The 24794-nt window shown below is 42.7% G+C and carries 20 protein-coding genes; 7 read left to right on the top strand and 13 right to left on the bottom strand.

The window, feature by feature from the left end:
* Positions 1-9: 9 nt before the first annotated feature.
* Positions 10-1737 carry a C4-dicarboxylic acid transporter DauA gene (gene dauA, locus AAEY98_RS07585; RefSeq protein ID WP_351016109.1) on the top strand — a complete coding sequence of 576 codons (1728 nt, stop codon included), beginning with the start codon at positions 10-12 and terminating at the stop codon, positions 1735-1737.
* A gap of 67 nt (positions 1738-1804) precedes the next feature.
* Here the strand turns inward: dauA and AAEY98_RS07580 are convergent, their stop codons facing one another.
* The 3 genes from AAEY98_RS07580 to AAEY98_RS07570 form a co-directional block, all read right to left on the bottom strand.
* Positions 1805-2320, bottom strand: a complete 516-nt coding sequence (locus AAEY98_RS07580) for a DUF6702 family protein (RefSeq protein WP_182743794.1) — start codon at positions 2318-2320, stop codon at positions 1805-1807.
* Positions 2320-4776, bottom strand: coding sequence for a M1 family metallopeptidase (locus AAEY98_RS07575; protein WP_351016104.1), 2457 nt, complete (start codon positions 4774-4776; stop codon positions 2320-2322). The genes AAEY98_RS07580 and AAEY98_RS07575 overlap by 1 nt, the downstream gene beginning before the upstream one ends.
* Positions 4777-4950: 174 nt before the next feature.
* Complete coding sequence (locus tag AAEY98_RS07570; protein ID WP_350998668.1) at positions 4951-5742, bottom strand: substrate-binding periplasmic protein; 792 nt, start codon at positions 5740-5742, stop codon at positions 4951-4953.
* Positions 5743-5937: 195 nt separating this feature from the next.
* Here AAEY98_RS07570 and AAEY98_RS07565 point away from each other — a divergent pair, with 195 nt between their 5' ends.
* The gene (locus AAEY98_RS07565) at positions 5938-6951 is read left to right on the top strand and encodes an NAD(P)H-quinone oxidoreductase (protein WP_351016102.1); all 1014 of its coding nucleotides are present in this window, start codon (positions 5938-5940) and stop codon (positions 6949-6951) included.
* Positions 6952-7329: 378 nt separating this feature from the next.
* Positions 7330-7767 carry a hypothetical protein gene (locus AAEY98_RS07560; RefSeq protein ID WP_101085004.1) on the top strand — a complete coding sequence of 146 codons (438 nt, stop codon included), beginning with the start codon at positions 7330-7332 and terminating at the stop codon, positions 7765-7767.
* Positions 7768-7886: 119 nt separating this feature from the next.
* On the opposite strand, the gene AAEY98_RS07555 is transcribed toward AAEY98_RS07560, so the two are convergent.
* From AAEY98_RS07555 to cutA, 6 genes are all read right to left on the bottom strand, one after another.
* Positions 7887-8300, bottom strand: a complete 414-nt coding sequence (locus AAEY98_RS07555) for a DUF2391 family protein (protein WP_335692222.1) — start codon at positions 8298-8300, stop codon at positions 7887-7889.
* On the bottom strand, positions 8290-9324 hold the full coding sequence (locus AAEY98_RS07550; RefSeq protein WP_182743798.1) for an aldose epimerase family protein: 1035 nt from the start codon (positions 9322-9324) through the stop codon (positions 8290-8292). Before AAEY98_RS07550 ends, AAEY98_RS07555 begins: the two co-directional genes overlap by 11 nt.
* 25 nt (positions 9325-9349) lie before the next feature.
* Positions 9350-10492 carry a galactokinase gene (gene galK / locus AAEY98_RS07545; RefSeq protein WP_101085007.1) on the bottom strand — a complete coding sequence of 381 codons (1143 nt, stop codon included), beginning with the start codon at positions 10490-10492 and terminating at the stop codon, positions 9350-9352.
* 172 nt (positions 10493-10664) lie between these two features.
* Positions 10665-12335 (bottom strand): cation:proton antiporter domain-containing protein, encoded by a 1671-nt coding sequence (locus tag AAEY98_RS07540; protein WP_350977569.1) that lies wholly within the window; start codon positions 12333-12335, stop codon positions 10665-10667.
* Between the two features lie 273 nt (positions 12336-12608).
* Positions 12609-14471, bottom strand: coding sequence for a protein-disulfide reductase DsbD (locus AAEY98_RS07535; RefSeq protein WP_162024416.1), 1863 nt, complete (start codon positions 14469-14471; stop codon positions 12609-12611).
* Positions 14468-14794, bottom strand: coding sequence for a divalent-cation tolerance protein CutA (gene cutA, locus AAEY98_RS07530; RefSeq protein ID WP_162024017.1), 327 nt, complete (start codon positions 14792-14794; stop codon positions 14468-14470). The genes AAEY98_RS07535 and cutA overlap by 4 nt, the downstream gene beginning before the upstream one ends.
* 228 nt (positions 14795-15022) lie before the next feature.
* On the opposite strand from cutA, the gene AAEY98_RS07525 reads away from it, so the two are divergent.
* Positions 15023-15673: an FxsA family protein gene (locus AAEY98_RS07525; protein ID WP_162024016.1), complete on the top strand. Its 651-nt coding sequence runs from the start codon at positions 15023-15025 to the stop codon at positions 15671-15673.
* 170 nt (positions 15674-15843) lie between these two features.
* On the opposite strand, the gene AAEY98_RS07520 is transcribed toward AAEY98_RS07525, so the two are convergent.
* Together AAEY98_RS07520 and AAEY98_RS07515 are read right to left on the bottom strand one after the other, a co-directional pair.
* On the bottom strand, positions 15844-16236 hold the full coding sequence (locus AAEY98_RS07520) for a hypothetical protein (RefSeq protein ID WP_162024015.1): 393 nt from the start codon (positions 16234-16236) through the stop codon (positions 15844-15846).
* A gap of 90 nt (positions 16237-16326) precedes the next feature.
* A complete protein-coding gene (locus AAEY98_RS07515) occupies positions 16327-17757 on the bottom strand; it encodes an MATE family efflux transporter (protein ID WP_162024014.1) in 1431 nt (476 codons plus the stop codon).
* A 214-nt stretch (positions 17758-17971) separates the two neighbouring features.
* Here AAEY98_RS07515 and AAEY98_RS07510 point away from each other — a divergent pair, with 214 nt between their 5' ends.
* Together AAEY98_RS07510 and groL are read left to right on the top strand one after the other, a co-directional pair.
* Positions 17972-18262 carry a co-chaperone GroES gene (locus AAEY98_RS07510; protein WP_011639076.1) on the top strand — a complete coding sequence of 97 codons (291 nt, stop codon included), beginning with the start codon at positions 17972-17974 and terminating at the stop codon, positions 18260-18262.
* Positions 18263-18319: 57 nt separating this feature from the next.
* Positions 18320-19957, top strand: coding sequence for a chaperonin GroEL (groL, locus tag AAEY98_RS07505; protein ID WP_351008473.1), 1638 nt, complete (start codon positions 18320-18322; stop codon positions 19955-19957).
* Between the two features lie 467 nt (positions 19958-20424).
* On the opposite strand, the gene AAEY98_RS07500 is transcribed toward groL, so the two are convergent.
* Together AAEY98_RS07500 and AAEY98_RS07495 are read right to left on the bottom strand one after the other, a co-directional pair.
* Positions 20425-23019 (bottom strand): AAA family ATPase, encoded by a 2595-nt coding sequence (locus AAEY98_RS07500; protein WP_351016097.1) that lies wholly within the window; start codon positions 23017-23019, stop codon positions 20425-20427.
* 98 nt (positions 23020-23117) lie between these two features.
* A complete protein-coding gene (locus AAEY98_RS07495) occupies positions 23118-24173 on the bottom strand; it encodes a nuclease-related domain-containing protein (RefSeq protein WP_351016094.1) in 1056 nt (351 codons plus the stop codon).
* Between the two features lie 288 nt (positions 24174-24461).
* Here AAEY98_RS07495 and AAEY98_RS07490 point away from each other — a divergent pair, with 288 nt between their 5' ends.
* Positions 24462-24698: a helix-turn-helix domain-containing protein gene (locus AAEY98_RS07490; RefSeq protein ID WP_351016091.1), complete on the top strand. Its 237-nt coding sequence runs from the start codon at positions 24462-24464 to the stop codon at positions 24696-24698.
* Positions 24699-24794: the final 96 nt, after the last annotated feature.

The raw sequence follows: 24794 nt of genomic DNA, 5'->3' as shown, positions 1-24794 counted from the left end.
ATCGCCGCAATGAAATACCGCACACATTTATTTTCTCTTCGTATCGGGCATGCACTCCGAGAGTCTTTAAAAGACGCTCCCTACAATGCCAATGCATTCGCTAAAGATTTATTAGCCGGCTTAACTGTTGGAATTATTGCCATTCCACTGGCAATGGCACTTGCAATTGCCATTGGGGTCGCGCCGCAATACGGGTTATATACTGCCATTATTGCTGGGTTTGTTATTCCGCTCACCGGTGGCTCGCGTTACAGCGTGTCTGGCCCTACCGCCGCGTTTGTGGTGATCCTTTATCCCATAGTGCATCAATATGGTTTGTCAGGGTTATTGCTTGCCAGCCTGTTATCCGGGCTAATGTTGATTATCATGGCGTTGTTTCGCTTAGGCCGTTTTATTCAATATATTCCCGAGTCGGTCACGTTGGGTTTTACCGGTGGTATTGCTGTTGTTATCGCAGTATTACAAGTGAAGGACTTTTTTGGCTTAAGCATTAGCGAAATGCCAGAAAGTTTTGTCGGTAAGGTGGCTACCTTGGTTCAAGAAATACCAGGGTTTTCTGGGCCAACATTGCTGGTGGGATTAAGCACCTTAGTAGTGTTTATTCTGTGGCCTAAACTCAAGTTGGCGGTACCCGCACATCTTCCTGCCGTGGTTGTTGCGAGCATTGTGGCGCTGGTACTAAATCAACTCGGTTTTCATGTGGCGACAATTGGTTCTACGTTCAGCTTTACCTTAGCCGACGGCTCAATCGGGGCGGGCATTCCCTCTATGTTGCCTGACTTTGAATGGCCTTGGCTTCGCGCGCAATCCGGTGAAGTGCCATTGGTACTCACTTGGCAATTAGCCAGTGACCTATTGTCTGCCGCCTTTGCGATTGCCATGTTAGGCGCCATTGAATCGTTACTGTGTGCAGTGGTGTTAGACGGCATGTCCGGTAAAAAACACAGCGCCAATAGCGAATTACTTGGCCAAGGTATCGGTAATATTATCGCGCCATTTTTTGGCGGTATTACTGCGACTGCTGCTATTGCTCGTTCGGCGGCTAACTATAAGTCGGGCGCGGTAAGCCCAATCGCGGCCATGATCCATGCGGTGGTGGTATTAGTGTCTTTATTATCGCTCAGTACTGTTTTAGCTTATATCCCCATGGCGGGCATGTCGGCGCTGCTTATCATGGTGGCATGGAACATGAGCGAAGCGCCCAAGATTGTCCATCTGGTTAAAAAATCCCCTGCCAGCGAAGTGTTAGTGTTGATGGTGTGTTTGTTACTGACTATATTCTTCGATATGGTGATTGCGATCAGTGCAGGGATCATTTTGGCGTCGTTATTATTCATGAAGCAAGTGGCTGATATGACCAAGGTGCAAGACATTAGCGAGCAGAAGAAACACATTCATGTTGAATTACCGCCGCGTTGGAAAGTGTTTAAAATCAATGGACCATTATTTTTTGCTGCCGCCGACAGTGTCTTTGGCGAGTTGGCGCATTTGAGTGGCGACCAAGATGGGGTGGTGTTGTATTTTGATGGGGTATCGCTTTTAGATTCTGGTGGTGTCTCGGCGCTGTATAAGTTTATTGCTAAATGTAAGCATGATAATACTCGGGTATTGTTGGCCGATTTTCAATTTCAGCCACTTAAAACCTTGGCCAAAGCAGGCTTTAAGCCTGACGGCGTGCAGTGCGTGACGTATTCAACCTTGGCTGGTGCGCTAGACGATGTGGTGGCTGGAGTTTAAAACACCATAAAGGCTGACAAACCAGTATGGTGTTTTCGATAAACTAGCTGCGATAACGTTTTGTCAGTTATTGGGCTGGTTTAGCCACTTCAATATAATGCCAAGAGTCTGCAATGTGCAGCCTTGCTGAAGTCACACGTTTATTCCGCTCAACATTAATGTGGTTAGTTTGCTCTGACCACAACTCTTGCAGTGCGGTCATCTTAAGATAAAAACCGTCCATATTAGTGGTGATCGGCGTTTCCTGATAAACCCACAAATACTTGCCCTGTAACTCGGTGCCAACATAGGTCAGCGTTAACGGATGTTGCTGCTGATCCTGCATCGAAAACGTCGAAATAGCATAATAAGCAAACGCTTCACGGCCAACGGGATCGCCGATCAGATCGGTACTTTTATCGATCACTTGTTGGGCTGCGTGTTCAGCATCGTGTAAATAAAACCGATGCTGGACTTCTAGCATGCCGCTACGCTGATTAAATACAATACTGGTGTAAGCTTCTTTTTGCTGGTGGGCCGTGACATTGCCCGCCAGCAAACTTAACGCGATAGCCATGAATCCTGCATAAAATGATAGACGCATTATTTCTTCTTCACTTTTATTTCAGGCTCTTTCAGGGCTTCTTTATTGTCATGCATAATGTCGCGATACTTATTGCCCTTACGTTCTTCTTCTTTAAAGGCTTCAATGCGTGAGGGAATAATTTGTCTTGGGTAATAGTTGTTTTCAATATCGACATCGGCTGTTTCGCCGCGACGATCAACCACGGCAGACACTAAGATTTTGTCTTTGTCGGTAACAATGAGCTTACTGACTTCAAACGGTGAACGGCGCCAAATTTCTGCAGGCAGCACCAATGACTCGGTATCACCATTTTCAAACGTGAGTTCGAGTAAAATTGGCATCACTAAGCCACCTAAATTGGCAAAGTTAAACACATAATAGTTTTTATCTTCTTTGAGTGCGCGTGCGAGTGTTTGTTGCTCCCACGGGTCTAGCTCGGCGTGTTTTTTGTTGTACTTGTTGCGCTCTTTATTGGTCACGCTAAATTGATCATATTGGTCATGATAATCAACGTTATCTGAATTAAGTTCTACCCAGGTTTTTAGGCCACTTTGTTGGTTACGCTCAACCGAATAAGGCATGGGTTTGTCTTTATAATCTTGGCGACGACGATCAAAATCAATATCAGGATTATTGCTGTCTAAGCGCAGTTTATAAATGCGATCTAGCGAGATATCAACATGATCAGTGGTGTAAAACCAGCCACGGAAAAACCAATCTAAGTCGACGCCAGAGGCTTCTTCCATGGTACGGAAAAAGTCGCTTGGAGTAGGGCGCTTGTTCATCCAGCGACGGCTGTACTCTTGAAAGGCAAAATCGAATAGCTCACGGCCTAATACCACTTCACGTAAAATGTTGAGTGCCACAGCAGGTTTAATATAGGCGTTTGGACCAAGCTGTAACACGCTGTCTGACTGCGTCATCACCGGCACTTGCACGTTAGACTTCATGTACTCAATAACGTCACTTGGCTCACGCCCCCACGGTAAATTAGGGTCCCATTCGCGGGTGGCTATGCCGTCTAAAAAGCTGTTTAACCCTTCGTCCATCCACGTCCATTGACGCTCGTCTGAGTTCACAATCATTGGGAAATAGTTATGGCCGACTTCGTGGATTACTACGCCGATTAAGAATTGTTTTTCCGACAAGGTATAAGTACGGCTTTCATCGTCGTGCCAAATGGTGCGTGGACCATTAAAGCTGATCATCGGGTATTCCATGCCGCCAACAGGGCCGTTTACACTAATGGCCGCAGGGTAGGGATAATCGAAGGTAAAGCGCGAATAGACTTCAAGGGTGTGAATAACCGATGCAGTTGAATAACGCTGCCAAAGTTCTCCACCTTCTTTAGGATAAAACGACATTGCCATCACTTGTGGGTTCTGGCTGCCTTTTTGTTGGTAACCTTGAGCATCCCAAATAAATTTACGTGAAGATGCCCAAGCAAAGTCGCGTACGTTTTCAGCTTTAAAATGCCAGGTTTTATTGCCTTTAGCAGTGCTTGACTCGTTAGTAATTGCTTCGTCTTCTGAGACAATAAATACAGGCTTTTTGGCTGTTTTAGCTTTATCTAAACGTTTGATTTGTTCAGGTGATAACACCTTTTTGCTGTTTTGTAATACGCCAGTGGCTGTGACGATGTGGTCGCTGGGTACGGTCATACTGACATCGTAATTACCAAACTCGAGGGTAAACTCGCCGCTGCCTAAAAACTCTTTATTGTGCCACGCTTCGTAGTCGGAATAGCTGGCAACTCGCGGAAACCACTGCGCCAATAAGAAGATGTCATTACCGCCTTTACGCTTGTCGTCAGGGAAGTGCTCGTAACCCGAACGCGCGCCAACGGCGTCTTCTTCTAAAATGTTATAGCCATAATTAATGTGTAACTGCGTCGATTTATTATGGCTTAACGGGGTGGGTAAATCGACGCGCATTTGGGCGCCGACAATAGTGTATTTTAAAGGCTTATTATTAGTGTCAGTAACAGCCGCTATTTGATAACCCAAGTTATTGTCAGCTAAAAATTGTTGGCGACGAAGATCACCTAAACTGATTTTGGCAAAGGCATTATCACCGTAAGTGTTGTTAGCACTAACACTACCATCCACGCCATTAAATGCGGCGCTGCGTTCAGATATCGAATCTGATTTAAAACGATTTTGTTCTAGCTGTAACCATAGATATTTAAGCGTATACGGTGAGTTGTTGTGATAAGTAATCACTTGCTCGCCTTGAATGCGACGCTTTTTTTCATCCAGAGTGACATCGATTTTATAATCAACTTGTTGTTGCCAGTAGTCTTTACCTGGTTCGCCAGCAGCATTGCGGTAATCGTTTGGTGTTGGGAGGCTCTCTTCAAGTTGACGAAACTTGTCTACAAAATGACCTTTGCTTTGGACAATTTCAGAAGCCGAACTGGTAATAATAACTGAACTGGTTAATGCCAGTAACAGCAGCTGACGATACACGCGCATAAATACTCCTTTGACGTCAGCAAGCTGATGCCAATAATCCCAAAATGATGATTTGTTATATTTTTTGTAGGCGGAGTGTAACTAAATTGACCCTGTTATGCAGTGATTAGAGTGTTACGAAGTTTTGCACCTTGCTGATGCCAATTCCGTATGGCATAACAACAGCAAGCGAGATTAATTGAAAATAGGCAGGAATTTTTGCAGGTTTTTATGACGGGCCTCGTCAGAGGTCAGTTCAGGTAATATTTTGTATTTACTCATAATCTGCTGATATTCGCCATTGGCTTTTAGCATGTCGATGCCGTTAGCAAAGGTTACAGCATAAGCTTTATTGTGTGGATTAAAGCCAACATATAAAGGCACCGGTTTGCCTATAGTGCCAGCGTAGCGAAGTTGCTTGGTTAAGTTTAATTGACTCGCGGTGTACTCAATGACATTTTTGTTGTCGATGATGACCGAATGACGTCCTTTTACCAGCCGAATAATATTCATCGCTAATGGGTCTCTACCCGAGGCAAAGTAGGTATTAGAATGTGCAGCAAACCAAGCATCGAGCTCAACACCATAGTCATAGCCAGTGACGACAGCAGCTTGTTGAGTGCTATTAAGGTCGGTAATCTGCTCAAATGTTTCATTACTATCAACAAGAGTATAAAAGTCATTGCTGTTATAGCCGACAATCACATCAGCATTAATCAATTGGTTTTCGGCAATGGCGTTCGGCGTCAATGCCAGTACAGCATCAATGTTGTTTCTTTGCAGTTCAATCAGTGCGCGTTTATAAGGAAGAATCTGAAATTCAATCGGTTGGCCTTGGATTTCAAAAGCGCGACTTGTGAGTTCTACAACGTAGCCTGTTTGGTTGTTGCAGATATAAGGACACCAAATATCAGATGCGATACGGATAGGTGTAGCATGGGCGTGAATACTGAAAATAGACAGTAAAACGAACAGGTACTTTAACAAGTATTTTGCTCCATGTGTTGAACGGGCGGGTATATTAATGGTTTAAAGAGTATAGGCAATCTTTTTTGATTAAAAAAAATACTACTTTATGTTTTGCTAACAAACATGCCGATTTTGTAAACAGGTAACCGGTGCCAGTAACAGGCTATTCATTATAGTTACATTTTAATAACAATTAACCAAGGTGATATTTTTATGGCAATTTTAAACAGAACATTTACCCATGTAGTGGTTGAGCAGCCTGGCGAACCCAGTGCGATGATCATGACTAAATCGACACTTGCGATGCCGACAGAAGGCCAGGTGACGATTAAGGTGCATGCCGCTGGAGTTAATGGGCCTGACATTAAACAGCGCGTTGGCGCTTATCCACCGCCAGCAGATGCCAGCCCGATTATCGGGCTAGAAGTGGCTGGTGAAATAGTTGCCGTGGCAGACGATGTTACCCAATGGAAAGTGGGTGATAAAGTGTGTGCCTTAGTGCCTGGTGGCGGCTATGCCGAGTTAGTGAATACTTACGCAGCACATTGTTTACCCATTCCTACCGGTTACAGTTTTGTACAAGCTGCCGCGTTGCCAGAAACTTTTTTTACCGTGTGGGGTAACTTGTTTATTCGTGGTGGACTTAACGCGGGTGAAACGGTGCTTATTCATGGCGGTTCTGGCGGTATCGGTACGACCGCAATTCAAATGGCGAGTCGTTTAGGCGCAACGGTATTTGCGACCTCTGGCAGTGCAGAGAAATGCCAATACTGTCTTGATCAAGGTGCTAGTGTAGCGATTAACTATAACGAGCAGCACTTTGTTGAGCCGATTTTAGAAGCAACAAATGGATTAGGCGTTAATGTCATTATGGATATTGCAGGTGGCGACTTTATTAACGAAAACCTCAAAGCGATTGCAACCGACGGACGTATGGTGTCGGTTGCCATGCAACGTGGTCCACAGGCAAACGTGGATATTTTCCGTATTATGGCTAAACGAGTGATTTGGACAGGGTCAACGTTACGACCACAAAGCGTGGCGAATAAAGCCCTTATTGCTCAAGGTTTGGCAGAGTTCGTATGGCCGTTATTAAATAGCGGCAAAATGAGCATTCCAATTGATAGTGTGTTCCCATTCTCGCAAGTGGTGCAGGCACATGAACTAATGGAGTCGGGCACACACAAAGGCAAGATAGTGTTAGATCTACAAGCTGATCCTCGTTAAGTAAATGAATACCCTTATCAATACACATATTAATATTGTGGTTTTAATCAGCGATATATTTTGATAAAAAACTTGAAGCTTGATGTTTTTAAGCTAAAGTCGTGATCACAAAGTGATTGGCCTGAAACGGGTTAATCACTTTTGTGAGGCGTTTATTTTGTGAGAAAAATGACGATAAAGTGTTAAAAATTGACGACAACCAACATTTTTATGCGATTACTCGAAAATTTCATCGTTTTAGGCATTGATTCTCAGAAATATTCTGTTTAAATACCCACACAAATACAGAACAGATAATCGTGGCGCAGTATGAAGATGTTATCTTCAATAATCCTGCATCATTTTTAGAATATGTGTTGATTAAGGGCGTTAGCATATATGTATAACACTGCAAAAAAACAACTTTGGTTTGGTGAATTAAGAACATCGAAAGGTAACACTATCGTCGTTCATGATAATCAATTGCCAGAAGCGTCACCAGGGCGCATTTTCATGTACAACACTATCCGTAATACGATTGTGGAGTACGTAGAAGACATCGTTAAAGTTAACTTACACGACTTAGACGAGCAACAAACAAAAGCCGCTATGGCTGAGTTTGGCGATGCTTGGAAAGTGGCACGTAGTGAGTTTATGGCAAAGCATCAGTTACGAATTGATTTATCAAAAGTACCCGATACAGCGCCACCGCGTAAGGCTAAACCGGCTCCAGAGCCAGATGAACCGATTAACGCCGATGATGACATTCCAGAATTTGATGATTCAGATGATGACAATGATAGCTTTGATGACATGGGTGATAGCGTAGACGATTAAACCTGCAGATAACATTGAGTCTCTGGCTCAGTGTATTGCGTGGTCTATGTTATTATCCTGCTTATATCTGCTATAGATAACTGACTACATAAGGAATAATTTATTATTCCTTATGTAGTTTATTCCTTGTCGAAACTGTCGACAATAATCGCACCCATGGACGCGGGCATCGCGATTAAAATAATCCGTTTTAACGCTAAAATTGGGTCGGTGATTAATGGCAATTTATCTAATGCCAATAGCACAATGCTGACCACCAATAACGTTAATATATACGCTGCAATTACCCGCAACAAAAATGCTCGTCTGCGCTTAACAATATTTGCCTGAAACACACTCTGATAAGCAAACAGAGTAATAAATGCCAGCGACAATACCACCACCAATACCAAATTTAATGCAGGCAAACTGGCCGACAATCTCCATGCTTCTTCAGAAAATGCAATCGGCACCGACAGGGCAAAAGCCCCAACAGCAATTTGACCAATATCTTCGGCATTAAAACTGGATTTTACTGGCTGATTATTCTGCATCAAACTGATATCGAGTGATGTGGTGATAAACCTTGCCAGGTGTTACCCACACATCGCCGGGCAAGTCAGGTTGATTCGGCGAGTCGGGTAGCATTTGCGGTTCAATACACACAGCTTGATGATCGCTTAATACTCGCTGCTTTTTGCCTACAGTGCCCTGCAAAAAGTTTGCGCCGTAAACCTGCACCCCAGGCTGGTTAGTATAAACCGTCATATTACGGCCGCTATTCGGGCTGGCTAAACAACCAAATCGTTGTAAATCTGCACCGGGATTATCTAACACATAGCAATGGTCAAAACCCTTGGTTGCAGCTAATGCTGGGCGCTCGGTTTGTACCGACATCGGCGTGGCTTTTGCCATGTCTAAATCGCTACCTGCGGTAGGTTGCATTGCGGTAGGTACGCCAACATCATTCATTGTGAGGTACTTTTTAGCATCCACTTGCAGCGTATGTTGCTTATTAGTGTCGCTGCGATTACCGTCTAAATTAAAGTAGCTGTGTTGGGTTAAACTAATGGGACAGGCTTTATCTGTGCTGGCCAGCATTTCAATGTACAAGTTATTACCCACTAAACGGTAATCGAGTTGCACAGTACAATTACCCGGAAATCCCATGTCGCCGTCAGGGCTTGTTAAGGTTAAGCGAACGCCATCACTTAAGGTACCGAGTTGCCACAATTTTCGATTAAAGCCCTCAACACCACCGTGCAAACAATTGCTCGCTTGATTTACGCTAAGTTGATATTGATGGCCATCATATTGGGTTTTACCATTGGCAATTCGATTGCTATAACGTCCTGCTATCGCGCCTAAATAGGCTTGTTGAGCCAGATAATCTTCGACATTGTCGCAGCCTAAGACGATATTTTTGCGTTCACCGTTACGATCTGGAGTCCATAATGATCGAATGATGCCGCCTAAACTTAATACTTCAAGTGCGATGATGCCATTATCAATTCTAACCCGTTCAATCTCACCACCACGGGGATCTTGCCAAGGTTCCAGCACACTAAAACGTACCATTTATGCCTCTCTAATCTGTAAATTGTTAACCGATGCGTCCTGCACCGCCACTTGCTGAACATAAGTATATTGTTGCTTCGATGCCAGTTTGCTTAAAATATTGGTTTTCAACCAGGTTAATCACCTCATCGGTGAGGTCATGATTAACCAGCGCCAATACGCAGCCATCGCTCATACGCACGCCGCCTTTCTCACCGATTAAAGTGGCAATCATGCTCACTAAGGTGTCAATGTCGGCAGTGATAATGTCAAAATCATCGCGCATAGATGCTTGAGACTGTGCCATTAACTGACTAAAACGAGCAATATTATTTTGTTGCAAAGCTCTGGCGGCATTACTCGTACGTTGATTTTCGGTGATGATATGGCGCGCTCGGCGAAATTGGACATCGCTGAGTAAGTCTTTATCTGCTGTGAGTAAGCTTAATGATAAATCACGCAGAGAATCGAGACCAAGTAACTTGGTTATCTGATTACACTCTTGCTTGCGTTGTTCAAATTGTTGGGTAAAACCATGACGGTCTTGTTTTAAGTCGATTACGATTAAGCTGAGTTCTTCAGGTAATAGCACTGATTCGCTTTCTAATTCTAAGCAATCAATCAATAAGGCGTGATCAGGCTCTGCCATCGCGCTAATGATTTGGTCCATCATGCCGCAATCTAACAGCATAAATTGGCTTTCGCCACGCTGAGCCAATTGGGCAATAGCGATAGGTGATAAGTTTAGCTGGCTGGCATAACTGATAGCAGTACCAAAAGCGATTTCAAGCGCTGCCGACGATGATAAACCTGCTCCCAGCGGCACGTCACCCACAATGGCTAAGTCTAAGCCTTTGGCTCGTAACCCCGATTGGTTCATGGCGGCGGTAACGCCTTTTAGATAGTGGCTCCAATCATCGCCTGCAGCAACGGGGCCTTCTTCACCAAAGTGCCATTGCTTAATTTCCCCAGGAAACGCCGTTGTTACAGCGCGAAATAAATTATCATCGCGATGCTTAACAGCAATAACAGTATGAAAATTAATTGCGGCGGGTAATGCGAGGCCTTCGTTATAGTCAGTATGCTCGCCCATAATGTTAACTCGCCCGGGCGCCTGGTATAAATCATCTGGCTTGGTGCCAAATGTACGAACAAATAATTTAGTCGCGCGTTGAGCAGGGTTTGACATACTTCAAAAAATCCAACAAAGGGTGACATGGAAAGACTTGTTACTTGAGTTATAGCATGACTTAACCGTGTCTGTAACTGAGATTTTTTTATCTGAAGCAAAATTGAAAATATGCGGTAGTAAACAAAAACGCCTAGAGAGTTATCTAGGCGTTTGCAATTGTTGATTAGTTTTATGATGGCAACTCAGATGTCGTTTCATTTATTGCCGATTGATCTGGCTTATCACTACTAGCAGCAACTGAACTTGGAACCAGTTCTGGCGGTGAATCGAGTAGCTCTTTAATCACATGGTCTACAAAACCGGCACCTGCAGCTTCATACAAGTTATACACAGTATTAACACCAGATTCTTTTAATGACTCGGCATCTTCAGCGTATTGCACAATCGCGCTGATTTTCCCCTCGTAATTAAGCTTTTGCAGTTGTTGCACTGCAAACAAATTACCCGCGTGATGTGGCATTGCCAATAGTACTAACTCTAAGTGTGGCGCCCGTTCAAGCTTGACCCAAAAGTCAGTATCGCTAGCGTCACCTTGCACAACATTACGGCCTTCATTTCGATGAAAATCAACCAATTCTTGTTTGTGTTCAATCCCTAAAATTTCGCCGGTGTATTTGGCGCGTAATTCATCATATGCCCCAGAACCAATACGGCCCATCCCCAAGATCAAAAAGCGTGGATTACCAATGCGGATTTGTCTGTCTTCAGGGTGTAATGGGTGGCGTTCGAGTTTGGTTAATTTAGATTGGAAACGCTGATAAATATTACTGACGTTATTATTAAACGGCGCTGCAAATAAAAAACTAATACTTAATGCCACAGCAATAATGATCAGCCATTCTGGTGGTAACCAACCTTTGTGTGCCGCGACTGCTGCTACGATTAAACCAAACTCACTGTAGTTACCTAAGTTAAACGAGGCGAGCAGCGAGGTTCGCGACCGCAGCTTAAAGCGAGTTAGCAGATAGACAAACATCAAAATTTTCACTGGAATTAGCGCAACTAAAATCGCCGCTAAACCAATATCGGCTAAGGTCGGCAATCCATTTAACCCAATAGTTAAGAAAAATGCGACTAAGAATAACTCTTTAAAGAAATAAATAGATTTGGCTAATTCAGATGATTTAGCATGCCCAGCGAGTAAAATACCCACAATCAATGCGCCTAAATCGGGTTTTAAACCGACGGCTTCAAATAACCATGCCCCCACCACTAATGCCATAACAAGGCCAAACAATACCAACATTTCGCCGTGGCCGACCCGATCAAATATTTTATAAATAAGCGGTCTTGCAAGCGGTAGTAATAACAATGCAAATGCCCAAACCGACGGGATGTTACCTTTAGAAATGGTTAAAAATATCACCGCGAAGATGTCTTGCATAATCAAGATACCAATCGCGACTCGGCCATAAAGCGACTGCATATCACCGCTATCTTCAAGCACTTTTACCGCAAATACGGTACTGGAAAAACTTAATGCAAAGGAAATTAGCATCAGTTGATTGAAGCTGTATCCGTCGAGCTGTTCAATACCTAAAAAGCCCAATAACTTCAGTACTGGCACAAAAAATAGAATCGAACCAATTAAATGTAAGCTTGAACCCGCCCACACTTCGGCTTTAAACAGGCTTTTAAGGTCAAGTTTGAGACCAATAGAAAACAATAATAAGGTGACACCTAAGTCAGCAAGTTGCTGCAAAATAGGTAAGCTAGTGTCTTCAATGCCTAAGGTGAACAATACAAAACCAGCAGCAAGATAACCAATCAGTGGCGGTAAACCAACTCGGCTGACCAGCATTCCGCAAAGTAGGGTGATAATCAGGATAGCGGGTTCCATAAAGCGCCTTGAATGAGGGATACAAAATCTTATTGTATAAGAAAAAAGTTAACTTTCGATGACTTTAATAGCCTAAAAGCAAAAAACAGCATCTTTAGTGGCTAAAGATGCTGTTTTATATAGTGTATTACTAAATGATTCTACCAACTGCTTTTACGGTACACAGCACAACATGCGATCATTCATTAAGTTGATTTGATTAATGCTCTCACTTTGCACATTCACTCAGCCCAGTAAGTTAATGTGCTTAGTCTGTTAAGTCGGTCTGTTAACTTACTTTGCTAACAGTATATCTAAATGAGCAGCAAAGTCTTTTGGTCCCATAAAGCCGGTAACCCGCAAGTCTTCACGCTGCTCACCGTCGCTATTAAACATTAACAATGTCGGTAAACCTAACACGCCATAATGTTCTAAAAGGGTGATATCAATGTCATCGCTGGCAGTCACGTCAGCTTGCAATAACACCATTTGGTTCATACGCGTTTCCACGTCGGCATTTTTAAAGGTAATGGCTTCAAATTCTTTACACGCCACACACCAGTCGGCGTATAAATCTAACATCACCGTTTTACCGCTAATACTGGCTTTATCCAATTCAACTTCTAAGTCTTCCAGCGACTTAATACGGATAAAGTGATTGGCTTCGGTGTTGGTTTTGCCATCAATACTGGTTTGGGTCATATTTGAGGATTGATGACCAAAGCTGCTCATTAATGCTTGGAAACCATATGAGAAACTTGCCATTAAAGCCAGTAATAACAACACCCCACGAGTGCTTTGTTTCCAGTTAAATTCTGACAACCTGTTTTGATGCATTAAGTAAGCGATTAAGCTTATTGCCCATACTGACCAAAGTAAATCGGACACTAAACCAGGCCAAATACGACCAATCATTACAATAGAAACTGAAATCAGTAAGAAGCCAAAGATGGTTTTAATAATGTCCATCCACGCTCCTGCGCGCGGTAAAATTTTGCCACCCGAAGTCCCAATCACTAATAACGGTAAACCCATACCCATGCTGAGTACATACAGCGCTAAAAAGCCTTGCAGTAAATCACCAGACTGCGCCACGTAAATCAGCACGCCAGATAACGGCGCCGTGGTACAAGGCGAAGCGACTAAACCTGAAATCACCCCCATCATAAACACACCAATAAGGTTGCCACCTTTTTGGTTGTTCGACATCGAGTTCATTTTTTCTTGCCACTTCGATGGCAGCTTTAAATCGTACATGCCAAACATCGATAAGCTCAGCAGCACAAACATCACCGCCAAGAAAATCAAAATAGCAGGGTGTTGTAATGCCGCTTGAAACTTAAGTCCGGCAGAGGCAACCACTAATCCTAATAATGAATAGGTAATGGCCATGCCTTGCACGTAGGCCATTGATAGGGTGAAGGCTTTAGCGGTAGAGAGCTTCTTGCCTTGACCAACAATAATGCCCGACAAAATAGGGTACATCGGAAACACACACGGTGTTAATGCTAAGCCAATACCTAAACCAAAGAAAATAACTAAAGTCCATAATAGGCTATCGTTTTGGAGCATTTGGTTTAACGTGTCTTGCTGAGTAATCGGTGCCGCTGGTGCATCGGTTGCCGTTGTTGATGCTTGCGCATCATCAGGTGCGCCAATCACTTTTTTACTGCTTAACGTGCCGTCATTTGCTTCAATCGCTGCTAACGTTACATCGTGCTTGGTTGGCGGATAACACAAGGTACCTTCTGCACAACCCATAAAGGTGACATGAAATACCGCATCGGCTTGGGCTTCTTTAAACGCGATAGGGATTTCAACAAACGAGTAAAACACCTCTTGGTCGCCAAAGTATTCGTCATGATGGTTTTTACCATGAGGTAATTCAATATCACCAATCACCGCACCGTCGACCGAAAACTGTAGCTTATCGCGATATAAATAATAGCCCTCTGCAATCACAAAATTGATTTTGAGCTGATTACCTTGTTGTTGGTAATCAAACACAAAAGCATCGTTAACCTTCATTAACTCAGGTTCGCTGCTTAAAAAGCTAAATTTATTACTCAACACATTAGCGCTGTGTGCTGCTGGCGCGAGTATCATTGATGACATCATTAACAATGATGTCAGGCATATGGCGACGAGTTTTTTCATGATGGTGAGTTGTCTTTTATCCATTGTAAATAAGGGCCAAAACCACCGGTAATTGGAGTGGCAATGAATTCTGGTACTTCATAAGGATGCATTGTGATCACGAGCTGTTCAATTGCATGGTAATCAATTGCCATGCATTTTATCTGTATTGGCACTTCGTGTGACTGACAAATGTTATTGTCCCAATAATAAATTGACTCAACGGCTTGGCCTATTTGTACACATGCCGCTAACTTTGCCTCTACTAATGCAGTCGCAATACTGGCTGCAATGTCAGCATCTGGGCAAGTGGTTAATATCAATAGCAGTTCAGGTTTATACATAAGTTGTCTTAAAGTTTACTTAAGCTAATGCTGTTATCATGCACAAGGTCATCACAGTACGCTTTTTTAAACGCATTTTCATTAAACTGAGGTGATATTCGTGACGCGTCTTGAAAAGAGACCCGTTCACCCCCATTTAAGTTTCATCGGCAACAGTTTTTTTACAGGTCGCCACTCTGTTATCTTATAAGTCGTCACTCTATCAAAAAGCGATCCTTAGAGGCCAATATGTTTTTTATTTTATTGTTAATATTTGTTTTAATACCGGTTATTGAACTCAATGTACTCATTGAAGTTGCCAGCTCAATTGGTTCATGGACCACGGTCGCGTTAGTGTTATTTACCGCGGTTGTTGGAGTGTCATTGGTACGCAGCCAAGGCCTTAGTACTTTAATGAGTGTGCAACAAAAATTAGCCCGAGGTGAAGCTCCGGGGCAAGAAATTGTTGAAGGTATGATGTTGGCTGCCGCTGGGGTGTTATTGCTTATTCCTGGTTTTGTCACCGACTTTATTGGCTTAATTTTATTAACCCCATTTACCCGCGCTCCTATCGCGGCGTTTTTATACAAACGTATGCAACTTCGTGTTGTGGCTAATGGTGGTATTCCCCCTGGCTTTGGTGGCGGACAAAGTCCTTTTGGACAGTCCGGTCCATTTGCAGGGCAAAAGCCATTTGATCAACAGGGCAACACTTTCGACGGTGATTTTGAACATAAAAATGATCGTCCACGTAGCCATCAAATTGAAGTAGTTGATCTTGATGATGACATTAACAATGATCGTGATGATGACATTAAAGATAAGCGCCATGACGACAATCGTGACGATATTATAGATGTAGAGCCTATTAAGCCCAAAGATGACGACAAGCCGTCTTAATACGCACCACTTATGACACACCATCTTAATACACATTATGGTAATACCAGCTTATTTAACAAGACCAAGTTTGATCTGTGATTTGCCGTGATGTGTAGAGCGTGTTTTGTTAAGCGCCGCGCTTAGCACTTGATCAAATATAACGTAAACAGCCGACTAGTGCAGATGCATTACTTGGCTGTTTTTGTTTTTGCGCCTGTCTCGGAATCGGCTTGCCGCTGGAGTTGCTTATCTTGCTGAGCACCAAACCAAAATGCACTGATGATACTTAATCCCCAGTTGGCTAAAAATATCCAAGTGAGTATCGGCATGGTTGAGCTACTGTCGATGGCAACGTTGGATACCGCAGCATAAATAGAAGTTAAATCGTTGCCGATATTGCCTGCTAAAATTTGCTCCGCAATCACTTGTGCACGGCTAATAATTTGATCCATTATCACCAAAATACACACCATACTGACACTGATAAATCCCCAGCCGAGTAGCTTTTTACCCAACCAAATCTGGCCACTGCCAGGGCAAACAATGCCAGAGAGCATGGCGGCGTAAATGGATTTTTTCATGTTAAACCAAGATTTATTGCAAGTAATATAGTGTTATTAATCCACTGACACAGATTAAAAAGCAAGTGTGGCTGCCATTATTAACACAGTTTAATATTCGCCCAGGCGAGAGGTTGGTTTATTAGTGTCGTCTTGCTCGCCGTCAGTGGCTATTGAATTATCTGAACAAGGCACCGTGTGCTTAATCTCTTTTGGCTCACTAATTTGAGTAGCCAAGTAATAGCAAGCTATCCCCATCAATGTATTCGCAATGGGTAACGCCAATAAAATACCTTTCACCCCACCAACATACGAGCCTAGCGCCGCCAGCGGTAACATTAATAACATTAAGCGGCACAAGTTAATCACCAGTGAACTCAACGGCCTATGGTAAGCGTTTAAGCTAGTGGCAACCATAATAACAATGGCAAGTGGCCCATAAGAGGCAGGCAATACCATAATATAAAAACTCAGCCACTCTATAACCAGTGGGTCGTGAGTAAACAGTCTTGCGATAGGTTCGGCATAAAAATACAGCGGAATAAACAAGATTGTTTGAAATACAAAAGCAAATCGCAACGACATCAATAAGGCTTTTTTGGCGCGTTCAGGTTGGCTGGCACCTAAGTTTTGGGCAATAAACGGCATTAGACTCGACGACAGCGCCATCACCACAATCAACAGTACCGACTCAAGCCTAATTCCGGCACCAAAGGCAGCCACACCCGCATGATCAATCCGTGCCAACATGGCCATTATAATGCCGTTGGCAATAGGATTTATTACATTCATTAACGCCGCTGGGCGGGCGATATGGGATAAGACTTTCCAATGTAAAATTAATCGACCCACATCAAACTCAGCAAACTGAACCAGTTTACGTTTGACAATAATCAAGTGGCCAGCAAATGACATTGCCACTACCCAAGAGAGTGTGGTCGCAATAGCAGCGCCTTGAATTTCTAAACGCGGAAAAGGGCCAATGCCGAAGATAAGTAACGGGTCGAGAACCAGGTTTATAATGGCGGCCAGCATCATAATTTTAGCCGGTGAGTGAGTGTCACCTGTGGCACGTAATGCTTGATTACCCACCATTAATAGCACTAAGGCAGGCGCGCCTAAATACCAGTACCACATGTAGTCATTAATTAATGGCAAACTGGCACCGTTAGCACCAAGCAAACTAAAAATAGGTTCAATAAACACACAGCCGAGTATCGACAAGCCCCAAATAATCACCAGTGTCATGCACAAGGCATCAAATAAAAACACTCTGGATTCGGGCGCATGCCCAGATCCAATCAAACGACCAAGATTGGTTGACACACCCGCGCCAATGCCAATGCCGATACTGGTAATCACTAAGGTTACCGGAAACGTAAAGCTCACTGCTGCCAGTGCATCTGTACCCAACTGGCTAATAAAAAAAATGTCCACTAGACTGCCACCTAGAATGGTCATAATCCCAATCAGGTTAGGCAAAGTCATGTTAAGCAGTACACGACCAATAGGTGCGCTGAGCAACCCGTGTCTGTCTTTCATCTATTCTCAAACGTTTGATGTTTCAAAGGAGCCGAATTCTATCAGGATTAGCATTGCTTTAATAAAACAGACGTAAAAAAAGTGCAATTATTTTTAAAATTCCCCTTGGATCTGTGACCAGTCACCCCCATATCACATGCATCAAGGGGGAAACCCTTATTTGTTAGTCAATAGCCTCGCTTTTTGGGCATCAAATCATTAGGAGAGTTCATAGATGAATATTCGTCCATTACATGACCGCGTTATCGTTAAACGCTTAGAAGTTGAATCTAAATCTGCAGGCGGTATCGTGCTTACAGGCAGCGCAGCAGAAAAATCAACTCGCGGTAAAATCCTTGCAGTAGGCAACGGTCGTATCTCAGAAAATGGCACAGTTACACCACTTGACGTTAAAGTGGGCGACGTAGTGATCTTCAATGAAGGTTACGGCGTGAAGAAAGAAAAAATTGACGGTGAAGAAGTGTTAATCCTGTCAGAAGCTGACCTGATGGCAGTCGTAGGCTAAGCCTCACGCATCAATCGACTTTCCAATTAATCATTAAATTTAAAGGAACATCAAAAAATGGCAGCAAAAGAAGTCTTATTTGGTAACGACGCACGCGTAAAAATGCTTGCAGGCGTTAACATCCTAGCCAACGCAGTTAAAGTAACCTTAGGCCCTAAAGGTCGTAACGTTGTTTTAGATAAAAGCTTTGGTTCGCCAATGATCACCAAAGATGGTGTGTCAGTTGCTAAAGAAATCGAACTAACAGACAAGTTCGAAAACATGGGCGCACAAATGGTTAAAGAAGTTGCTTCTAAAGCCAATGATGCTGCCGGTGACGGTACCACTACTGCAACAGTATTAGCACAAGCTATTGTTGTTGAAGGCCTAAAAGCAGTTGCAGCGGGTATGAACCCAATGGACCTTAAGCGCGGTATCGACAAAGCAGTTATCGCAGCCGTTGCTGAACTTAAACTACTTTCTCAAGAATGTTCAGACACTAAAGCCATTGCTCAAGTAGGTACAATTTCTGCTAACTCTGACGAGTCAATCGGCGACATCATTGCAACCGCAATGGAAAAAGTCGGTAAAGAAGGCGTTATCACCGTTGAAGAAGGCCAAGCGCTTGAAAACGAATTAGACGTTGTTGAAGGTATGCAGTTTGACCGTGGTTACTTATCACCATACTTCATCAACAAGCCAGAAACTGGCAGCATTGAATTAGACAGCCCATTCATTTTATTAGTAGACAAAAAAGTTTCTAATATCCGTGAATTGTTGCCAATCCTTGAAGGTCTAGCTAAAACAGGTAAGCCATTGCTTATCGTTGCAGAAGACGTTGAAGGCGAAGCATTAGCAACACTCGTTGTGAACAACATGCGTGGCATCGTTAAAGTAGCTGCTGTTAAAGCACCTGGCTTTGGTGACCGTCGTAAAGCAATGCTTCAAGACGTTGCTATCCTAACTGGCGGTACTGTTATCGCTGAAGAAATCGGTCTAGAACTTGAAAAAGCCACTCTAGAAGATTTAGGTACAGCTAAGCGCGTAATCATCACTAAAGATAACACTACAATCATCGATGGTAGTGGCGACCAAGTGCAAATTTCTGCACGTGTTTCGCAAATCAAACAACAAGTTGAAGATTCAACTTCAGACTACGACAAAGAAAAGCTACAAGAGCGTATGGCTAAGTTAGCTGGCGGTGTTGCAGTAATCAAAGTTGGCGCAGCAACAGAAGTTGAAATGAAAGAGAAAAAAGCGCGCGTAGAAGATGCATTGCATGCAACTCGCGCAGCGGTTGAAGAAGGTGTGGTCGCCGGTGGTGGTGTTGCCCTTGTTCGCGTAGCAAGCAAAATTAAAGATGTTGAAGTATTGAACGAAGACCAAAAGCACGGTGTAGTAATCGCACTGCGTGCTATGGAAGCGCCTTTACGTCAAATCGCCACTAACGCAGGTCAAGAAGCCTCAGTTGTCGCTAACACTGTTAAAAACGGCACCGGTAACTTCGGTTACAACGCCGGTAACGACACTTACGGTGACATGTTAGAGATGGGTATCCTAGACCCAACTAAAGTAACTCGTAGCGCGCTACAGTTCGCCGCGTCTATTGCTGGTCTAATGATCACAACAGAAGCGATGATTGCTGAAGTACCACAAGATTCTGCACCTGATATGGGCGGAATGGGTGGTATGGGCGGAATGGGCGGCATGATGTAATCTAACTGGTTAAAATCAGTTATAGCGGCGTTACTTTGCCACTCACGTAGAAAAACACTACGCTTCGTGACAAAAAGCCTTGCTCTAAGCTGATTTTTCCTGCGTTAGATCAAGTGTTGTTTCAAGCCTAAAAGCTTAAAGCCAAATTTCTTGTAAAAGAATAGAGAAAGCCTCGATACCTAACAGTATCGGGGCTTTTTGTTATTCTGCGGTTCTAAAACGTTGATTACGGCGTTGCTGCTCGCTCACATACACACAACGTCTGCTACGTTCACAGCGCCTTGTACTAAACTTTTTTCCTGCGCTATATCCTTGCTGGTCTGAACATCCAAGCTGATTTGGATTAAAAGCCTAAAGATCTAAACGCTAAAAAAGCCTCAATACTTAACGATATCGGAGCTTTTTGATGTCTAAGTTTTTTACAAAACCTAGGATATTTCGTTCAAGGTAATTGAGGTGATAAAAGATTACCTTCTGTTATTCTTTACTTCCTCAAAAAATGCCGCCAAATCTTCGATGTCTTGATTTAGTTCGTCAATGTCAGGCATAGGAACTACACCAGCATTAGCTGGGTTATCATGGGCATCAAGAAAACCACAACACTTGTCATAGATGACTGTAATAAAAACTATTTCTGGCTCGCTAACTTTTAGTAGCTTAGCGATCATTGTTACTCTAACATCCCTACTGAATCGTTGGACAACATCACCAATCAACCACTCCTCAATGAGTCGCTCTAGAGTAGTTCGCAACTTCCCATAGACGTACCTTGCTTTCTCTTTATAGTCTTCCTCTATGAAGTTCTCAAAATCTTTACAGTATCTTCTTACATCAACAATTTGTTGGCGTAGGAACTTTATCCGGTCTTTTGTGGACATTGCATCCCATGGTAAACGACCTACCAGGAAACCAGAATATGGGCCTCTCTGAGCAATATGTAATAAGTTAAACGAAGTCTCTGTTGCAGCTTCCCTCAACATGACTAAAAATGGTAAATCGTGAGTTAGCACAATCACTTGACGGTGCAGGGATTCCATGGCTATTCGTTTTGCAAACAACCTACGCCACTTGTGATCTAGTGAGTTTACTGGGTCATCAAAGATAATTGCTGACTTACGATTATCAATTGTCAACTCGGACATAAAGCCTGCTAAAGCAATACACTTTTGCTCACCTTCACTGGCAATATCTGAGATTTTTGTAGGGGCTATATTCGCAATGGCCAGCTTCAATTTCTGTTCCCCTGCGGAACCGCGAGTCTGAGTTTCGGCAGGAAAAGCTTTAAAACCTAGTGCAGTTAACTCTCTTTCAAACACATCTTTTAACTGACCAATTGCACCTGCATTACTCAACACCGATGTAAACGAAGTTACTCTCTTAAGCACAACACTACCCAGAGCATTTTGAAACATCTGAAAAGTATAAAGTCTATTGATTTCATTTAAGACTAATTGTTTCTGTTGGCGTATTGTTTGCCTATCTAGTAACTCCAACAGCCTTGAGTTCATTTCTGCAAGTGACCTAGCTAAAGATCCATCATCAGCCACACTTTCAATCTTAGCTTTGAGAGAGTCCAACTGAGCTTTCAGCCAGTTTGGAACATTAAGAATTAACGGTGGCAGGATAAAGCATGGAGTGCTAGCCAGGACAGCTTGTTTGCGATTGGTTAGTTGTTCCATTAGTTCACCTAAAGCAGTCATAACCTCAGGTTTTATAGTTTCAATTTCAGTCAAAATCCCAGAAAAAGGTGATAAATCGAAAGATAGGTTTTGAATAAACTGTATGCGAGCTTGATATGCTTGGATTGCTTTTTGAGCTTCAACTTGAGACTGATCTTGTAGGTAATTGTGGAATGCCTTCATACGCTCAGCTGTTGCAGTGTCTATAACTTGTAAACAAGTCGGGCAATTCTCACCTACAACTGGAGGGAAGGAACCATTTTGATTAGTTATAAAGCTTTCAACATGCCTCCACATCTGTTTCCAAACGTCAGCGCCAATACCCCCAATAGGTAGACCTGTCAGAGTTGTTTGTCTTATGGTTTCAGCTGCTGAAATTCTAGAATTCTGTTCATCATACAATCGTCCAATTTCGCCCAAGTTACCGTCACTAAGCTGAGAGACTAAATTATTAATAAATTTATAAATAGGTTCACGGTGGCCTAGCTTGTTTGTAAGCTCCTTTTTCAATTGATCTGGGGTCTTACCTGTTAACTCGACAATTTCTAGCTTCAAGGGTTCTATTTGAGCTATTTCTTCATCTGTTGCGCAGTGAAAATCTAAAGCTCTGGTTGATTCTGTAATAGGTAAATTACTTAATGAATGTACAAACGCATTAACTTTGGTCGAAGGATTAAAGCCAAATACAGGGTGCGGTGTTGAATGATGCTTCTGTTCCCCTAAAAGTCTTCTTTTCACCTCAAGACAACCCCTCACTAACTCATCAAGTAATTTGAGCTCTGCTGGCTTGTATTCAACGCTGTCTTCTTTGGATATGTAGTGTACAGCTGACTTTGAGTCAAATATACGAATGGACTTTAGTTCTGGGCTGACTTCACCATCTTTTTCCCAAACAAATTGAGAGGGTGTTCTTCCTGCGGAACTAAAACTCAGAGTAGCTTGAGGTTTTTCAATCGATGGTTTGAAAACATTCGTGAGGATATTAGGGACATCGCCACGAGTTAGACACGCGCTTTTTAGGATTTTTGCATAACTAGATTTACCTGCACCATTGTCCCCATAGACGACTGTTAAACCATTAGGGTCGAAGTTTAGGTTTTGGTCTGGTACAAGAGATGAAACGTTCCGAACCATACCGAGGGAAAGTAGATTTATAGGGTGTTCTTCAACACCGAACCCCATTAGTCCCACAGGTGATATGTTTGCTGGATAGATCTCATCTTTTTGTAAGAGTCCAAACTCCATCTTTGCAAGGTTATATAAGATATCAACAAATTCAGGTTTGATCTCTCCATGGCCTAAAACTATGCGTATAGCGTGACGCCACCAAAGCGGTTTACCATCCTGATTAACCCACTCAACGACCTTTGCTATTTGTGACATAACGAAATTCTATTTCATTGGCTTAAATTTGGTAACGACAGCACCCATTAATGGTTTTATCTTGATGTAATAGATGTAGATAGAGTTTACATTTTTGCCTAGATTACTCTCTGTTCACAACCACACTCTTGGCAATTCAAGGTGTAGGTTTCTTTGCGCTTAGTGACCTTGGTATTTTTACTCTGGCATTGTGGGCATGGTTGTTTCATTGCTGTGTTTTTGCTGCATTGGTTGCAGTTGATGTAGTAACCGAACTTGCCAAACATTGGGGTGTATTGTGTTGATTCACCGCAATATTTACAGCTTAGTATGGGGTGTTGCTCTGGCGCTAATGCGACAACCGCTACTGGTGCAAGTATTGCGGCAGTAGATTGAGCTAGATAATTAGTGGTCGCTGATGCTGGTTTAGGCCCTTGCTCAAGCCCTGGTTTTATTTCTGGTCTTTTGGGTATCGCTTGGATTTGCTTTAGTTGAGCCGGAGCAGTGTCAACTTGCTGAATATTTGAGTCGATATGTTGGCTAATAAGAAATTGGCCGATTGAATCGAGTTCTTGTTGACTAAAGTCTGGTCGAGTGTCGGTGACGCTTATAAAGCGGATAAGTTTGTGTTTAAGATTCATGATATTTTTGAGTTCGTCGACCAAAAATTCAGTTTTATATAATTTGTCTGAAACCTCTTTAGGCATGGTTTTTCGGTCGATCACAGCATTACTGGATACCGCACATAAATAGTGCCAACAACGTCCATTGAAGCCTTGCTGCTTTATACCCAGTAACTTACTTAATATGTCATTCCTATGATGCATGAGCATTTCTTTCAATAAGGCTTGTTGCAGCTCAACTTGCTTAATGGGCGAAGACATACCAGACCATTGGCTGTTATAGCTGCGTGTCCACTCGCCTTGGTTGTTCACTTTAACGTGACCTTTTATGCTTTTTGATTCAATGAGCACGAAGCCATAGGTGTATACGATCAAGTGATCAATTTGAGCCGTTTCATCATTAAAGCTGAATTTGAAGTCGTTGATAACCAGTACTTCAGGGTTGTCTTTAAATGCGCGGCGTAAGAAGAAGGCCACATCCTGTTCTTGTTTTTGACCGGCAATAGTTTGCGGCGTTTTGGTCATTTGTAGTGTTTTAGTTTTAAGAATCATTTACCAACAGCATCCATTCATAACTTGATAATAATCAAGCTCATAATATCTATGATGCAGATAAAAAAGCCAGTGTTAATTTTAAAAGTAGGGCGTAATCGATTCGATAGTGTAACAACCTACACTTATAACTCGTTTGGCGACTTAGATAATTAAAAAGTGTATTAACTACACTTTTGTTGATCTTGACAGGGGAGATTACAGTAAAGTGTAGGTTGTTACACTTTGCTGTTGAATACTTAACCATTCAGAGATAAAGTGTAGCAAAGTACACTTTAGACTAACGTTATGACATCTGCACTCAATCAACAATCCTTGGGTTTACTCATTAAAGAAACCAGAAACAACGCAGCACTGACTCAAGATGTGGCGGCGATGATGTGTGGCGTGACCAAAAAGACCTTAATCCGTGTTGAGAAAGGCAATGATGTTTATATTTCGACAATGTTCAAAATTCTTAATGGTCTGGGGATTAGTATTGATGTCGCGCAGAATCATAACGCTGATCCTAAAGTGTGGTACTAATCGATAGTAAATAAAAAGCCCTGATGCTGTTATGTATCGGGGCTTTTTATTTTGTGATGGATTGTTATTTACGGGTAATTTTATCCAAATATCCAA

It is taken from the genome of Shewanella sp. AC91-MNA-CIBAN-0169 (genome assembly GCF_040310165.1).
Lineage (GTDB): Bacteria > Pseudomonadota > Gammaproteobacteria > Enterobacterales > Shewanellaceae > Shewanella.
Note: the sequence above shows the minus strand (reverse complement) of the source record. Positions and strands in the feature narration are given on the sequence as shown.

What these genes read in the sequence shown, in the direction of transcription:
- AAEY98_RS07580 (WP_182743794.1), bottom strand. Translation starts at nt 2,320, where the DNA reads ATGCGTCTATCATTTTATGCAGGATTCATGGCTATCGCGTTAAGTTTG.
- AAEY98_RS07490 (WP_351016091.1), top strand. Translation starts at nt 24,462, where the DNA reads ATGACATCTGCACTCAATCAACAATCCTTGGGTTTACTCATTAAAGAA.
- AAEY98_RS07520 (WP_162024015.1), bottom strand. Translation starts at nt 16,236, where the DNA reads ATGAAAAAATCCATTTACGCCGCCATGCTCTCTGGCATTGTTTGCCCT.
- AAEY98_RS07565 (WP_351016102.1), top strand. Translation starts at nt 5,938, where the DNA reads ATGGCAATTTTAAACAGAACATTTACCCATGTAGTGGTTGAGCAGCCT.
- AAEY98_RS07515 (WP_162024014.1), bottom strand. Translation starts at nt 17,757, where the DNA reads ATGAAAGACAGACACGGGTTGCTCAGCGCACCTATTGGTCGTGTACTG.
- groL (WP_351008473.1), top strand. Translation starts at nt 18,320, where the DNA reads ATGGCAGCAAAAGAAGTCTTATTTGGTAACGACGCACGCGTAAAAATG.
- cutA (WP_162024017.1), bottom strand. Translation starts at nt 14,794, where the DNA reads ATGTATAAACCTGAACTGCTATTGATATTAACCACTTGCCCAGATGCT.
- dauA (WP_351016109.1), top strand. Translation starts at nt 10, where the DNA reads ATGAAATACCGCACACATTTATTTTCTCTTCGTATCGGGCATGCACTC.
- AAEY98_RS07560 (WP_101085004.1), top strand. Translation starts at nt 7,330, where the DNA reads ATGTATAACACTGCAAAAAAACAACTTTGGTTTGGTGAATTAAGAACA.
- AAEY98_RS07535 (WP_162024416.1), bottom strand. Translation starts at nt 14,471, where the DNA reads ATGAAAAAACTCGTCGCCATATGCCTGACATCATTGTTAATGATGTCA.
- galK (WP_101085007.1), bottom strand. Translation starts at nt 10,492, where the DNA reads ATGTCAAACCCTGCTCAACGCGCGACTAAATTATTTGTTCGTACATTT.
- AAEY98_RS07540 (WP_350977569.1), bottom strand. Translation starts at nt 12,335, where the DNA reads ATGGAACCCGCTATCCTGATTATCACCCTACTTTGCGGAATGCTGGTC.
- AAEY98_RS07495 (WP_351016094.1), bottom strand. Translation starts at nt 24,173, where the DNA reads ATGATTCTTAAAACTAAAACACTACAAATGACCAAAACGCCGCAAACT.
- AAEY98_RS07500 (WP_351016097.1), bottom strand. Translation starts at nt 23,019, where the DNA reads ATGTCACAAATAGCAAAGGTCGTTGAGTGGGTTAATCAGGATGGTAAA.
- AAEY98_RS07525 (WP_162024016.1), top strand. Translation starts at nt 15,023, where the DNA reads ATGTTTTTTATTTTATTGTTAATATTTGTTTTAATACCGGTTATTGAA.
- AAEY98_RS07510 (WP_011639076.1), top strand. Translation starts at nt 17,972, where the DNA reads ATGAATATTCGTCCATTACATGACCGCGTTATCGTTAAACGCTTAGAA.
- AAEY98_RS07575 (WP_351016104.1), bottom strand. Translation starts at nt 4,776, where the DNA reads ATGCGCGTGTATCGTCAGCTGCTGTTACTGGCATTAACCAGTTCAGTT.
- AAEY98_RS07550 (WP_182743798.1), bottom strand. Translation starts at nt 9,324, where the DNA reads ATGGTACGTTTTAGTGTGCTGGAACCTTGGCAAGATCCCCGTGGTGGT.
- AAEY98_RS07555 (WP_335692222.1), bottom strand. Translation starts at nt 8,300, where the DNA reads ATGCAGAATAATCAGCCAGTAAAATCCAGTTTTAATGCCGAAGATATT.